At 64.0% G+C, this 13,234-nt stretch carries 11 protein-coding genes; 4 read left to right on the top strand and 7 right to left on the bottom strand.

Annotation, left to right across the window (positions count from 1 at the left end):
- Position 1 precedes the first annotated feature (1 nt).
- Together ASD86_RS19110 and ASD86_RS19105 are read left to right on the top strand one after the other, a co-directional pair.
- Complete coding sequence (locus ASD86_RS19110; RefSeq protein WP_056114279.1) at positions 2–793, top strand: DUF6708 domain-containing protein; 792 nt, start codon at positions 2–4, stop codon at positions 791–793.
- Between the two features lie 651 nt (positions 794–1,444).
- Positions 1,445–2,056: a hypothetical protein gene (locus ASD86_RS19105; RefSeq protein ID WP_056114276.1), complete on the top strand. Its 612-nt coding sequence runs from the start codon at positions 1,445–1,447 to the stop codon at positions 2,054–2,056.
- Positions 2,057–2,125: 69 nt separating this feature from the next.
- Here the strand turns inward: ASD86_RS19105 and mqo are convergent, their stop codons facing one another.
- The 4 genes from mqo to ASD86_RS26945 all read right to left on the bottom strand — a co-directional run bounded on the left by mqo (position 2,126) and on the right by ASD86_RS26945 (position 6,361).
- Positions 2,126–3,811: a malate dehydrogenase (quinone) gene (gene mqo, locus ASD86_RS19100; protein WP_056114273.1), complete on the bottom strand. Its 1,686-nt coding sequence runs from the start codon at positions 3,809–3,811 to the stop codon at positions 2,126–2,128.
- A gap of 400 nt (positions 3,812–4,211) precedes the next feature.
- A complete protein-coding gene (locus tag ASD86_RS19095; protein WP_056114271.1) occupies positions 4,212–4,487 on the bottom strand; it encodes a hypothetical protein in 276 nt (91 codons plus the stop codon).
- Positions 4,488–4,598: 111 nt separating this feature from the next.
- Entirely contained in the window at positions 4,599–5,594 is a 996-nt protein-coding gene (locus ASD86_RS19090; protein WP_056115177.1) for a trypsin-like serine protease, read from the bottom strand.
- A gap of 500 nt (positions 5,595–6,094) precedes the next feature.
- The gene (locus ASD86_RS26945; RefSeq protein ID WP_157476851.1) at positions 6,095–6,361 is read right to left on the bottom strand and encodes a hypothetical protein; all 267 of its coding nucleotides are present in this window, start codon (positions 6,359–6,361) and stop codon (positions 6,095–6,097) included.
- A gap of 40 nt (positions 6,362–6,401) precedes the next feature.
- Between ASD86_RS26945 and ASD86_RS19085 the strand changes: the two genes are divergently transcribed.
- Positions 6,402–6,614: a DUF6289 family protein gene (locus tag ASD86_RS19085; protein WP_157476849.1), complete on the top strand. Its 213-nt coding sequence runs from the start codon at positions 6,402–6,404 to the stop codon at positions 6,612–6,614.
- Positions 6,615–6,774: 160 nt separating this feature from the next.
- Here the strand turns inward: ASD86_RS19085 and ASD86_RS19080 are convergent, their stop codons facing one another.
- The 3 genes from ASD86_RS19080 to ASD86_RS19070 all read right to left on the bottom strand — a co-directional run bounded on the left by ASD86_RS19080 (position 6,775) and on the right by ASD86_RS19070 (position 11,521).
- A complete protein-coding gene (locus ASD86_RS19080; protein WP_056114265.1) occupies positions 6,775–7,167 on the bottom strand; it encodes a GFA family protein in 393 nt (130 codons plus the stop codon).
- A 155-nt stretch (positions 7,168–7,322) separates the two neighbouring features.
- Entirely contained in the window at positions 7,323–10,403 is a 3,081-nt protein-coding gene (locus ASD86_RS19075) for an efflux RND transporter permease subunit (RefSeq protein WP_056114261.1), read from the bottom strand.
- Positions 10,400–11,521, bottom strand: coding sequence for an efflux RND transporter periplasmic adaptor subunit (locus tag ASD86_RS19070; RefSeq protein ID WP_056115174.1), 1,122 nt, complete (start codon positions 11,519–11,521; stop codon positions 10,400–10,402). The genes ASD86_RS19075 and ASD86_RS19070 overlap by 4 nt, the downstream gene beginning before the upstream one ends.
- 421 nt (positions 11,522–11,942) lie before the next feature.
- On the opposite strand from ASD86_RS19070, the gene ASD86_RS19065 reads away from it, so the two are divergent.
- Positions 11,943–13,232, top strand: coding sequence for a cupin domain-containing protein (locus tag ASD86_RS19065; protein ID WP_056114258.1), 1,290 nt, complete (start codon positions 11,943–11,945; stop codon positions 13,230–13,232).
- Positions 13,233–13,234: the final 2 nt, after the last annotated feature.

Genomic DNA, 13,234 nt, shown 5'->3' with positions numbered 1-13,234 from the left:
CATGTTCGAGGGATGGCTCAAACTCTATAAGGTGGACCGTCGATTGGAGGACTACGAGCGCGAAGCGCGGCTCGACCCCAAGGTCGCAGTGGAATTGCCGCCGATTGATCGTGGCTTGCTGAAGATCAATTCGACTTTCATCGAGTACGTCGACCGGCCTTTCTTCGTGCGGGGCTGGGCGGCGATGTGGGGGCTGTTGTTCCTCGCAGGACTGTTGGCGTTCGCTTATCTGTTCGGAGTGGAGGCGTTCCGGCCGTTGCAGGATGGTTCGCCGCGCTCGCAGGGACATGTTTACTTCGGCCTTACGGTGGTTGCATTGTGCTTGCTCGGCTCTGTCTTCGTGTTCAAGAAGGCCTTGCTGCGCGACTTCTTTGCTTACACGCACTATCCCGTGCGGTTCAATCGTCACAACCGGACTATCTATGTATTTCGTGGCAATGGCGCGGAAAGCCATATCGCGTTGCCATGGGACCGCGCGTTCTTTTTCATCGCCTCGTCAAGTCCCGTCGGTGGAACTGCGTCCGACGTCAACCTCGACCTTCGCTGTTATGTGCTGAGCGAAGACGGCTCCACGGTCCAGCACACTTTTTCTGCCGGCAACTTCAGCGGAAATCGCGCTCAAGTTCTTCAGCATTGGGAAATGATCCGGCGTTACATGGAGGACGGGATCGATGATCTGCTTTTCCCTCCCCTGATATTTATGTCTCGCCGGAACCGACTTTGCGAAATGCCATCTCGATTAATGTCGGGGGAATGGGGGACGGGCTGCTGCGGATCCTGGTATTGCCTCTGACTTTGCCGTGGGCGATATGCCGGTTCCTCGCGATGAAAACCTGTCGGCGCCCTCGTCGGTCCGAGTCGGTGCGATCAGCGTGCCAGACCGATAGCGACGATCCAAAGGTGCAGCGAGAGCCTGCTTATATGGGCTCAGTTTCAATTCGAAAATCAGTCCTCATTCGAGCGCAACATGCGCTACAAGATGCAAGCGAGCAAGGCGGCCGAGAATTACAGGCGCTCATCCACCACCTCGGCATGAAGGACTCAGGGCCGCTGTGTTCTTGAGACTGTTTGTCCAAGAATCTGGTCGGTAGGGTCGTCGATGGATGGCGGCAGCATTCAACGCACTCCGTTGCTACTTCGCGGCGATGCTCGAATACCGATACGTTCGCTGCGCCGCGTGGGCAGGGCGGGATGCGCCAGTTTCAGGTTGCCCCAATGATTTGACCCGGGCCATGTATTGGTAGGGTGACGATCCTTGTCCTCTCAAGACCGCGAGCGACGATCAGGTCGCGGCGGCTCGCGGTGAGCTCGCTCATTTCGTACGTCGTTGGCGCATCGCGGCCGCGCTGTCGAGCTTGCTGTATGTCGGGATATTCGTTGGAATGGTGTCCATCGGTTGGTTCGTCTTTACGTAGGCAGCGGATCGCAGGCTCTCAACACACGCATGCCGCCGATTGCGCCGCAACCGTTGAGCAAGGCATCGAAGATCATGGAGAAAGCAATGTCGCGTGACATCTCATTCCGCTTTAACAAACGTCATGCCGAAGCCTGTGCGGTGATTTTGATCCTGGCGTTGGCGCTGGTGTCGGGTTGCGCGGGCGCCAACGACGCACGCGGGCCGGATTGGCGCAGTATCGAGCCTGAGATGAAAAGCGCTCCGCTGGTGGACATCGCGTCGATCGAGCCCCACCAGAATGGCTGGGCGGCATGGACGCAATCGCCTGTTTTCGGACGAGACATTCCGGCCGGATTGGAGGTTCCGCCGGACAGCCGGAAGTGGGTTCGGATGCATGTGGACTGCCGAGCCGACTCCGTTGATGTCGAATTTCTCCAGGCGCGTCTGATCGCGCCTTCCGGAACGGTGCTGCATGAAGTGAAAAAAGGCGAGCCCGACGCGGATCGCTACCCACGGGGCGGTTTGATTTCGTATGGCATCAGCCCGCCGGCATTGATCTGCGCCGCCGCCGCCGCCCGCTGCGCGGACAAGCCATTGATCTGGCCTTTGCCTTCCGATGAGAAATCGTCGTTTGTTCCTGCTTGTAAGTCGCTCAAGTAGCGGCATCTGCCAACGCTTGAATGGCTCAAGTAAGTAGCGGCGAGCGTCGGTAGAACGGGCTTAGAAAGCTCACAAGGCCTGCAATTCGGCATTCTCCTTGCCCTTCGCCTGGGTCGGTGGTGGTTGCTGTGCAGCCTGCGGAACAGCCCCGCCAGCCAGCGGCACTTCCAGATACGGCAAACGCAAGGTCTGACTGGTCATCGCCCGAATCTCATTGGTCAGCTGCGCGCTGTCGTTGAGATGCCGCCCATACGACGGGATGATCTTCCGCAGCTGTGTTTGCCAACCAGCCGCCATTTGCGCCGGAAAGGCCTTGGCCAGCAGATCGAGCATGATCGGCGGCGACGTCGACGCGCCCGGGGAGGCGCCGAGCAGGGCGGCGAGGGTGTGGTCCTTGTCGGCGACGATCTCGGTGCCGAACTGCAGCACCGGGCCCTTGACCGGATCGCGCTTGATGATCTGCACGCGCTGGCCGGCGGTGACCAGTTTCCAATCTTCGCGTTTGGCGCTCGGGTAATACTTGCGCAGTTCGGCGTGGCGGTCGTCGTCGTTGAGTTGGGCCTGGCTCAGCAGGTACTTGACCAGGTCGAGGTTTTCGCCGCCGACGCTGACCATTTCGCCCAGGTTGTCGTGAGTGACCGAGGAGTACAGGTCGAACCACGAGCCGTACTTGAGGAACTTGGTACTGAACAAGGCGAATGGCCCGAACAACACCACCGGTTTGCCGTCGAGCTTGCGCGCGTCCAGATGCGGCACCGACATTGGCGGCGACCCGGTTTCGGCCTGACCGTAGGCCTTGACCCCGTGCCGGCCAGCGATCGCCGGCGCCTGGAACGCGAGGAACTGGCCGCCGACCGGGAAGCCGGCATAGTCGCGCGCTTCGGGAATGCCCGACAGCTGCAGTAGCTTCAGCGCCGCGCCGCCGGCGCCGATGAAGACGAAGCGCGACTTGACCGTGGACTCGGTATCCGACTTGAGATTCTTGACCGTGACATTCCAGGTCTTGTCGCCGTTCTGGCGCAGCGCGGTGACTTCGTTGCCCAGATGCAACTGGAAGTTTGCGCTGCGCTGCAGGCTCTGGGTCAGCTGCCGGGTGATGACGCCGAAATTGACATCGGTCCCGATCGGCATGTAGGTCGCGGCGACTTTCTGCTTGGGATCGCGGCCTTCCATCAACAACGGCGCCCACTTGCCGATCTGCGCCGGGTCCTCGGAATACTCCATGCCGTAGAACAGCGGGTTCTTGACCAGCGCATCGCGGCGCTTGCGCAAGTAGGCGATGTTGTCGTCGCCCCAGACGAAGCTCATGTGCGGGGTCGGATTGATGAAGTCCGACGGCTGCTGCAAGCGGCCTTCGCGGACCTGGTGCGACCAGAACTGGCGCGAGATCTCGAACTGTTCGGCGATATCCACCGCGCGCTTGGTTTCGATGCTGCCGTCGGGCAGCTGCGGGGTGTAGTTCAATTCGGCGAAACCGGAGTGACCGGTGCCGGCGTTGTTCCAGCCGTCGGAGCTTTCCTCGGCCACGCCGCCGCGGCGTTCGTACAGCTGGATGTTCCAGCTCGGCTCAAGCTCCTGCAGATAGGTCGCCAAGGTGACGCTCATGATGCCGCCGCCGATCAGGACCACGTCGACCGGCTTGTCGTTGCCGGCCGCGGGCACCGAGCGCTGGTACACCGGCCAATACAGGAACAGCACCGATCCCAGAAGTCCGAGCACGATCAGGGTAAGGAGGACCTTGCGGAATTTCTTCATGATCGGATCAACTCCGAAGGGAATGCCGAGGTGGGGGAGGCGCATGAACCAGCATGCTCAGGCACTACATACACCTTTGGCCGTCACGACGGAATAAGCCTGCCTCAATTCGCTGAATCGGCAGAGGGCCGCCGGGCTCGGGGCGATATGCCGCCGTTATTGCCCGCATGCGTTTGCCCACGCCGGTTTCCGCTGCGCACGGCGATGCCGTGGCGACCACGTCGCCATGGGGGATGTCGAGACTGGACGGCCTCGGCGCTATCGCCGCGGACGCTTGCGCACGATGGCGCTCCGACCGTCCGACAGATTCATGCCGGAAGGATCGCATCGGGCAGGGAAGTGCCCGGAACGGCAGCCGCAACGCGATCAATTGATCTTGATATCCGCTGACGCAAACCCGCTAACGCAAACCGCCGGATCGCGGCATCGCATTGAGTTCGTCGATCACTTTCTTCGGCGCGCGCAGGCGGATCTGCACCGGGAACGACTCCTGCACCACCACGTCCTTGACCACGCCGCTCTTTTCCAGCGCCATGACCTTGGCCAATACCGGGTCGGGAGACTCGGTGCTGCCGACGATCAGCGCGCTTTCCAGCGGCTCATGGTTCATGGTCGGCTGCTTGTTGTCGAGGCCGCAGCCCGCCAGCAGCAATACCGCGATAAACACCGGTTTCATCATTCTCGCCTCGCGCGTTGGACGATTCGATCACCGCAATGCCGATCAGGACGTGGTGCATCGTTGCCCCGATGCACCACGCAGCCATTACGCCGTATCGACGCTCGTCGATCAAGGATAAGTGGCGATCCAGTTCTGAAGCGTGTTGTAGACGGTGCTGGTCAGCCGGGTGCCGCAGTTCTGACTGGACGAGCCGGTGGTATGAATGCCGCGCACGTTGACCCCGCCGTCGCTGGAGATCCCGCTGCCGCTGTTGCCGCCGGCGGTGTCGATGGTGTAGCACAGGCGATACGAGCCGCTGGTGTTGACCGATCCCGAGTGCGTCCACATCGTGCCGAGCGGCTTGTCGCCGGGATACCCGGTGATGGTATGGGTGCCGCCCGAATAAACGCCCCAGCCGGAGTTGCCGCCGTGCGGCGCCGAGCTGAGCACGATCAGCGCATAGTCGTAGTTGCTGTCGGCGCTGTTATGCCAGGCCGTGGTGGTGACGGCGCGCGCCCAGGTGGTCGTGCCCCAGGGCTGGTAGCTGCCGTTCTGCGCGATGGTGAAGTCGAGCGCGGAATAGAATGTGCCCGCGCCGTTGGAAACGCAGTGGCCCGCGGTCAGAACATGCTTGGCGGTGATCAAGGTGCCGGTGCAGCCGATACCGATACGGCCGATATGCCAGAACGGCGCGGCCACGGTGTTCGAGATCTGCACTCTGTCGTCCGCGCCGATCACGACCTTGGGGGTGACGCGTCCATCCGCATAGAGCGTCGGAAACGTCGGCGGCGTACTGAAGCTGGTGGCGGTGCGACCGACCGACTCCAGATCCTTGATCGCCTTTTCGAAGATGGCGACGTCTTCCGGGTTCATCTTCGACTCGTACAGATCGCCGTTGCGCGTGACCATCACCGCGCTCAACCCGGCCGCTTTCTGCTGCGGCGTCTGCAGGCGGGCATCGGTGGCGGCGCCGGTTTCCGGCAACAAGCCTTTCACCAGATTTTCGCCGTGGATGAACTTGGCTTTTGCGTTCAATTTCTGGAAGGAAGGTTCCTTGGCTGCTGCCGTATCGATGGCCGGCAGCGAAACCAGCAACACCAGACTCAACGCGACTATATGGTTCATGACCAGCTCCTTGTTGGTTGAATAGTCCTTCTCACAAGCGGTCGCGAAGTGCATCCGGCACTCCCGACCTGGTCAGTTCGGATCGAATCCGTACTGGTCGAATTCGTATTGGTTCAATCCGTACCGATCCCCGAGGCGGAGCATCGTGAGCGCGTCCGCCAATGCGGTCTTCCCTGGCCGCGCAAGGCAGAGCGTTTCCCGGCGCTCCACCGTTGCTCGTTTTTCGCTTTATTTCGTTCGGCGTGCATGCCTCGCGCTATCGCGAGACCGAGGTTACGAGCGCGGCACCAAGGAACATGCGCGCTAGGATTGATGCGCGTAACGATCTTTCCGATCGAATAAGTAGTTTTAGTGGAAACTATTTGTCGCGCCGACAAAGTCGGGCGAAATATTTTCGATGCAAGTCGTATTACGCCACGAAACTCGCTGTCGTCGTGATGTGTCTCACAAATGTTCAATCATGAGCCGGCGTAGTGATCAAAGCATCGCATCGGTCGCATTCATGGCTGATCGATCTTGTGACGCAAGGAAGTCGCGCAGTGATCGATGGCAAGCGAGCGGAGAAACATATCGCGTTGTAGTGGTCGGGTCCGCCGCTTGTGCATGGGCATGTCGTGTCGCGCCAGCCTGGTCGGCAGATTGATCCCCTGTTTCATATGGCGAGCGACTTCACGATGGCGCTCACAGTTCATTTTCGTAACGGTTGGCGCAATTGAAACTTCGCTTCGTCCACAATCGCCGCGCGCATCCAGCGTTGTATCTTCCATGCGCGGCGACCTGCCGCAAGCAAGCCAAGGGAGGAGTGCGATGCATCGCTTCAAGCTGATCGTATTGGGAGCCCTGTTGGCCATGTCCGCGAGCACCGGCGCGGCGACCAGTTCCGCGGGTTGTTTCTGTTCCGTCGTGTACTACGACAACGCCGGCACCGTCGTCGGCATACGCCAGCCCGCCGGTTGCGGCGATCCGGGCTGGGGAGTGACGAGCAACAAGTCCAAGGTCTATGCCGGTTGCGTGATGTAAGCGGCCACGCTCGCGAGAGCGGGAGTCGCCCAGTCGTCTGGGCGACTCCGTCGGTCGCGACGATTCAGCAGCAGTCGACCCTACGTTCGCGAACACGCGCGCCAACACGATGGCGCCGACACCTCGGCATCGAAACGCGATGCATTGCCGCTTGCGCCAATTACGGCTCGGAGCGTCCCGTGCCTTCGCGATCGTGTTCGTAGTGTTTCGCCAGCGGAAAATCCGGCAGCCAGGACTCGCGACGGACGAGCCAGGTTTCGTAGGTCGGCGCCAGTTGATCCGGCGCGTCCAGCGATCCCAGGCTCACTTCGATTTCGTCCGTGCTGCGCGCGAATACCGACGAGCCACAGCGCGGGCAGAAATGCCGTCCCCGGTAATCGCGGGTCTCGCCTTCGATCGTCACCGCATCCTGGGGGTATATCGCGAAGGCGTTGAACACGCTGCCGCCATGCTTGCGGCAGTCGAGACAGTGGCAGAGGCCTACGCGATACGGTCGGCCCGAGGCTTCGATGCGGACGTCGCCGCACAGGCAGCCACCGGTGAGTCGTTGCATGCTGCATCTCCATTGAAACGCAGCTGGGATGGTTACAACGAAGGCGTCGCCATTGCAATCGCCGACGTATTCGGTGCGCGACGCTGTTCATCGCGCGCCCGACGCTTGCCCCTTCGGCATCGACCGCGAAAGGGGCGGGGCGGAAGCATCCGTCGTCAGCTCGACGCTGGGTGTTGCACCGGATGCGAGGAACGATGGCGGAACCGTCGCGTCAGCCATTCGCCGAGATCGTCGACCACCGTGAACGCGGCCGGGATCACGATCAGGCTCAGCAAGGTCGAGGTGATCAGGCCGCCGATCACCGCGATCGCCATCGGCGCGCGGAAGCTGGAATCGCCGGCGAAACCCAGGGCGATAGGCATCATGCCGGCGCCCATCGCCAAGGTGGTCATGATGATCGGCTGGGCGCGCTTGCGGCAGGCGTCGATCAACGCATCGTGCTGGCTCATGCCGTGTTCGTCCTCGGCCATCACCGCGTAGTCGACCAGCAGGATCGAGTTCTTGGTGGCGATGCCGATCAGCATCAACAAACCGATCAGGGCTGGCAACGACAGCATGTTCTGGGTCAGCAGCAATGCGCCGAACGCGCCGCCGGCGCACAGCGGCACCGCGGTCAGGATGGTCAGCGGCATCAGCGCATGGTTGAACAGCAACAGCAGCACCATGTAGATGCAGATCAGTCCGGCCGCCATCGCCAGCATGAAGCCGATGAACAGTTCAACGAAGACTTCCGCATCGCCGGTGTTGAGGAAGCTCACGCCGGGCGGCAAGTGCTGCACGCTCGGCAGTTTCTGCACGGTCTCCATGACCTCGCCCAGCGGACGACCATTGAGTTCGGCGGTCAGGGTGACATTGCGTTGACGCTGATAGCGCGAGATCTGCGACGGACCGCTGCCCATCTGGATATCCGCGACCGCGGCCAGCGGCACCGGGCCGTAACGGCCGTGTACGCGCAATTGGCCGATCAAGGCCGGATTCGACAGCGTCGCTTCGGCGAAGCCGACCCGGATCGGAATCTGCCGGTCGGGCAGGTTGAGCTTGGCCAGGCGTTGTTCGTAGTCGCCCGAGGTCGCGATGCGCGCGGCTTCGGCGATGTCGGCGGTCGCCACGCCCAGGTCTGCGGCCCGCGCCGGATTGGGCACGATCTGGATTTCCGGGCGCAACAACGACGCCGACGAACTGACGCTGCCGAGGCCGGAAATGCCGCGCAAATCGCGTTCGAGCGCGATCGACGCTTCCTGCAGATGCTGTGGATCGTCGCCGGACAGCACCAGTTGCAGCTGATTACCGGGTTCGGAGCTGACATAGCTCACGCGCACGCCGGCCAGATTGGCCAGACGCGCGCGCGCGTCGCGTTCGAGCGCGCGCTGATCGCGTTCGCGATCGTCGGCCACGCCCCAGTCGAGCACCAGGGTCGCCTTGCGCGCTTCGCCGATGCCGGTGGCGCTGGGGTCGCCGAGATCGAGTACGCTGCCGACCGCGGTGTACACCTGCTTGAGCTCCGGAATGTCCTTGACCAGCGCGCGCGCGCGTTCGGCGATGGCCGCGGTTTCCTGCAGGCGCGTGCCCGGCGGCAATTCCAGGCTGAGATTGCTGCGGCCCAGGTCGGATTGCGGAATGAAGGTCGCGGGGATGAACGGCACCAGCGCGAGCGAGGCGACGAACAGGCCGGTGGCGATCCACAAGGTGCGCGCGCGATGGCGCAGCGCGGCGTCGACCCAGCCCAGATACCAACGCATCAGTCGCGATTCGGGCGGTTCCTCGCCATGCGGCTTGAGCAGATACGCGGCCATCATCGGCGTCAACAAACGCGCGACCAGTAACGAGAACAGCACCGCGGTCGCCGCGGTCCAGCCGAACTCGCGGAAGAACTTGCCGGCGATGCCGGGCATGAAGGCGACCGGCACGAACACCGCGGCCAGGGTCAGCGAGGTGGCGATGACCGCGTTGCCGATTTCGCCGGCGGCGTCGCGGGCGGCTTCCAGCGGCGGCTTGCCCATGCGCAGATGGCGCACGATGTTCTCGATCTCGACGATCGCGTCGTCGACCAGGATGCCGACCACCACCGACAGCGCGAGCAAGGTGATCAGGTTCAAGGTGAAGCCGAACCAGTACATCACCGCGAAGGTCGGAATGATCGACAACGGCAGCGCCAGCGCCGACACCCAGGTCGCGCGCCAGTCGCGCAGGAACGCCCACACCACCAGCAGCGCCAGCAGCGCGCCTTCCCACAGCATCGTCATCGACGAATCGTAGGAACGGTGGGTTTCGTCGATGGCGGTGGTGACCAGACGGAAGTCGATGCCCGGGTGCTCGGCCTTGAGCTGATCCAGCGCCGCATGCACGCCGGCTTCGACCTTGACCTCGCTGGAGCCGCGGGTGCGCGACATCGAGAACGCGACCACGTCGCCGCCGTCGAGCAAGGCGACCTGGGTCGGATCGGCGGCGGCATCGCTGACCTTGGCCAGCGTCGACAGCCGCACCGAGCGGCCGTCGGGCAGGCTGATCGAATAGTCGCGTAGCGACTGCGCGTTGCCGACCGTGCCGAGGGTGCGGATGGTCTGCTGGCTGCGGTCGAGTTCGGCCTTGCCGCCGGCGCGTTCGACCTGGATCTGCGCCAACTGCCGCGACACATCGCCGGCGGTGACGCCGAAGGCGAGCAGGGCGTTCGGGTCAAGATCGACCCGCACCTGGCGCTCGACGCCGCCGACGCGGGTGACTCGCGCCACGCCCGGCACGCCGTACATGGCGCGCGAGACTTGCCGGTCGACGAACCAGCTGGCTTCATCGGCGGTCATCTGCGGCGCGACCAGCGCGTAGGTCATCAACGAGCCGCCGATATCGACCTTCGATATCACCGGTTCCTGGATGTCCTGCGGCAGGTCGGTGCGGATGCGCGTGACCGCGTCGCGGGTGTCGTCCAGCGCGGTGGCCAGATCGGCTTCCAGATTGAACTCGATCGTGGTGGTGCTGACGCCCTCGCTGACCGTGGAAATCACCCGCTTGACGTTGGTGACGGTCGCGACCGAGTCCTCGACCTTGCGCGTGACCTCGGCTTCGAGCTGGCTCGGCGACGCGCCCGGCTGGGTGACGGTGACCGTGGTCATCGGGAAGGCGATATCGGGGAAACGCGCCACCGGGAGTTTGAAGAACCCCCACAGGCCGGCCACGCACAGCACGAAGAACAGCATGATCGCCGGCAACGGGCGGCGGATCGCCCAGGCGGAAAAATTCATGGCTGCTTCGTCCCGGTGCCCGGCGCCTTGCTTGCCTGCTGACCCGCCGGCACCACCCGCACGCGGTCGCCGTCGCCGAGGAAACCGGCGCCTTCGGCGACGACTTGCTGGCCTTCCTTCAGCCCCTCGATGATTTCGATCCGGCCTTGCGCGGTCTGTCCGGTGCGCACGCGCAGGCGCTGCACGGTCTGCTTGTCCTTCATCGTGAACACGTAGCTGTGGCCGTCGCGCTGCACGATCGCCGCGCTGGGCACCATCAACGCGCGCCCGGCGCCGGTGACGATGCGGCCTTCGACATACACACCGGGTTTGAGCGCGCCCGGTTCGGGCAGGTCGGCGTAGATCGTGCCGGTGCGGGTTTGCGCATCGACGCCGGGGCTGACCGCGCGGATACGGCCGGTAATGGTGCCGCCGGCATACGGCAGTTCGACGGTGTTGCCGACGGTCACGCCGGACAATTGTTCTTCCGGCAGTTCGGCGCGCCATTCCAGGCGGCCGTCGCGGATCAGGCGCAGCAGTTCGCTGCCCGCGGCGACCACCTGCCCGGGTTGCACCAGGCGCTTGGAGATGATGCCGTCGGCGGGCGCGCGCAGTTCGGCGAAATCGCGGCGCAGTTGCGCCGCGTCGCGGGCGGCGCGGGCGGTGGCGACCTGCGCCTCGGCCTGCACGCGGGTCGCGCGCAATTCATCCAGACTGCTCGCGCTGACCAACTGCGTGGCGGCCAGTTTCGCGCCGCGCTCGTAATTGACCTGCGCCAGCGTCAACGAGGCTTGCGCCTGCTTCAACGAGGCATCGGCCTGGGCCAGCTCGCTGTCGAGGGTGCGATGGTCCAGTTCCAGCAGCACCTGGCCGCGGCTGACCGCCTGACCCACGTCGACCCGCAGCGCGGTCACCCGCTGGCCGCTGAGTTCCACGCCCAACTGCATCTCTTCGAATGCCGACACCGGCCCTGACACCAGCACGTTGCGCGCCAACGGCTGCGATTGCGCAGGCGCCAGCGACACCGCCAAGCCCGATGCGCCGCCGGCAGCGGCGGGTTCTTCCTTTGCCCCACCGCACGCCGCCAGCCAGGAACAGACAACGATCACCGCTAACCAACGCGGAACAACTGCGCGCATGGAAGATTCCATAAGAGATATGAAGAGATTGACGCAACCGCCGCACCGATCGGTGGCCGCGGGACCCGCCATTATCGCCTGTACCGACCAGGCGGATCGGTCGCAGCCTAGGAGGGCGACTTTAAGAGTTGATTAAAGGGCGTGGCGTGACGGCGCGGGTAGGGTGGGGCATCGGCTCGCCTTCGATGGGCGCATCGCTCGGGGGCGAATGTCTGGTTGGCGCGGGCATGCGGCCTTGCGCGGGCGTGGCCTCGCGAGGGCGACGAGTCCCGGCATCGACCATGGTCGGCGACGGCGCGCGGATGGTCGGCGCGACAGCGATCGCGCGAGCCCGATCGCGACGGCGCGAGCCGGCGGACGGTGGTGACTTTGCATGGATGCCGCTAGATTAGGCGCTCTCGATCAAACGGATGTTGATGCGATGCTTCTCGACGACGAACACGCGCTGGCCACGCAGATCGCGAACGCGTGGGGCGGGCCGCCGCGCTTGTTCAAGAATGCGCTGTCCGCGCCCCTGTTCACTCCGGCCGAATTCATCCAGGCCTTGTCGACCACCGCCCAGGCCATGGCCGCGGGCCGCAAGGAACCGTTCGGCCGCGCCAATCTCGCCGGCCGTGCGCCGGCCATCCACGAACTGCTCGCGTTCTTCCCCGGGCCGGATGTGCGCGGCTTCGAGCAGTATCAGGCGCAGGTCGATCAGGCTTTTCCCGGATCGGAGTTCTCGGTGATCCTGGACAAGGTCGATGTCGCCCTGCCTTCGATCCGCCGCAAGCTCACCCCGACCCTGCATGCGTTGTTCGGTCGCGTGGGTTATCCGGCCCGCGGCATCCACTCGTGCATCTACGCGGGCACCTATAGCAGCACGCCGTTCGGCATCCACATGGACGACTGCCATGTCCTGATGGCCACGGGCATCGGCACCAAGAAAATGGCGTTCTGGCCGCGCGAATATTTCGAACACCGCGCCGAGCTGGTCCAAGCGGGCTCGCCGGCGCACGCGGGCGAGGCGCTGGCGGCGCTGTTGGCCGATGCGACCATTCTGGAAGTCGGGCCGGACGATCTGCTGTATTGGCCCGCGGGCGAATGGCATGTGGCGGTCAACGACAGTGGCGACTTCTGCGCTTCGCTCAGCATCGGCATCTACCATAAAGGCGATACCAGCGAGATCCTCAAGAAGGCGGTGGTATTGCCGTCGGGGCCGGTCGCCAATTCGGATCACAAGGCCCTGGATGCGCTAGATCTTGACGGCCTGTCCGCCGCGTCCGCTGCGGGCGGCGACATGGCATCGCCCGAACGCCTGCGTCGCATGTGGGATGCGCTGAGCGCGGACATCAACGCGCCGCATGCGGTCGAACTCGCGTTCGCCGCGCATGCGCTCGGCATACGGACCTCGGCCGGCTTCGGTCCGTTGCCGCGCGACGGTGTCGTCGAGCAAACCGATGGGCAGGATTGCGACGCGCAGGCCGTGGTCAATGAAGATCGGCACGGCCTGGACTGGGCCACGGTGGGCGACAAGCTGCTCGCCAGCGCGCACGGGCAGGTGCTGGTGTTCGACCAGAACGCGCAAGCGGTGGCGGCCTTGTTGGCGGAGGTGAAGCAGGGCACGCCGACGCGCGTGGCCGACTTCGCCGCGCTGGTGCCGGCGGATGCGCACTCGCCGTTGCGGGCCTTTCTCGCCAATCTGAGGCCCGGCGCCGCCATCGTGGAATGACG

The organism is Lysobacter sp. Root690 (genome assembly GCF_001427785.1).
Classification (GTDB): Bacteria; Pseudomonadota; Gammaproteobacteria; order Xanthomonadales; family Xanthomonadaceae; genus Lysobacter.
This window is presented reverse-complemented; position numbering and strand designations above follow the sequence as displayed.

What these genes read in the sequence shown, in the direction of transcription:
- ASD86_RS26945 (WP_157476851.1), bottom strand. Translation starts at nt 6,361, where the DNA reads ATGGAAGATACAACGCTGGATGCGCGCGGCGATTGTGGACGAAGCGAA.
- ASD86_RS19105 (WP_056114276.1), top strand. Translation starts at nt 1,445, where the DNA reads ATGCCGCCGATTGCGCCGCAACCGTTGAGCAAGGCATCGAAGATCATG.
- ASD86_RS19110 (WP_056114279.1), top strand. Translation starts at nt 2, where the DNA reads ATGTTCGAGGGATGGCTCAAACTCTATAAGGTGGACCGTCGATTGGAG.
- ASD86_RS19085 (WP_157476849.1), top strand. Translation starts at nt 6,402, where the DNA reads ATGCATCGCTTCAAGCTGATCGTATTGGGAGCCCTGTTGGCCATGTCC.
- ASD86_RS19080 (WP_056114265.1), bottom strand. Translation starts at nt 7,167, where the DNA reads ATGCAACGACTCACCGGTGGCTGCCTGTGCGGCGACGTCCGCATCGAA.
- ASD86_RS19090 (WP_056115177.1), bottom strand. Translation starts at nt 5,594, where the DNA reads ATGAACCATATAGTCGCGTTGAGTCTGGTGTTGCTGGTTTCGCTGCCG.
- ASD86_RS19075 (WP_056114261.1), bottom strand. Translation starts at nt 10,403, where the DNA reads ATGAATTTTTCCGCCTGGGCGATCCGCCGCCCGTTGCCGGCGATCATG.
- ASD86_RS19070 (WP_056115174.1), bottom strand. Translation starts at nt 11,521, where the DNA reads ATGCGCGCAGTTGTTCCGCGTTGGTTAGCGGTGATCGTTGTCTGTTCC.
- ASD86_RS19065 (WP_056114258.1), top strand. Translation starts at nt 11,943, where the DNA reads ATGCTTCTCGACGACGAACACGCGCTGGCCACGCAGATCGCGAACGCG.
- ASD86_RS19095 (WP_056114271.1), bottom strand. Translation starts at nt 4,487, where the DNA reads ATGAAACCGGTGTTTATCGCGGTATTGCTGCTGGCGGGCTGCGGCCTC.
- mqo (WP_056114273.1), bottom strand. Translation starts at nt 3,811, where the DNA reads ATGAAGAAATTCCGCAAGGTCCTCCTTACCCTGATCGTGCTCGGACTT.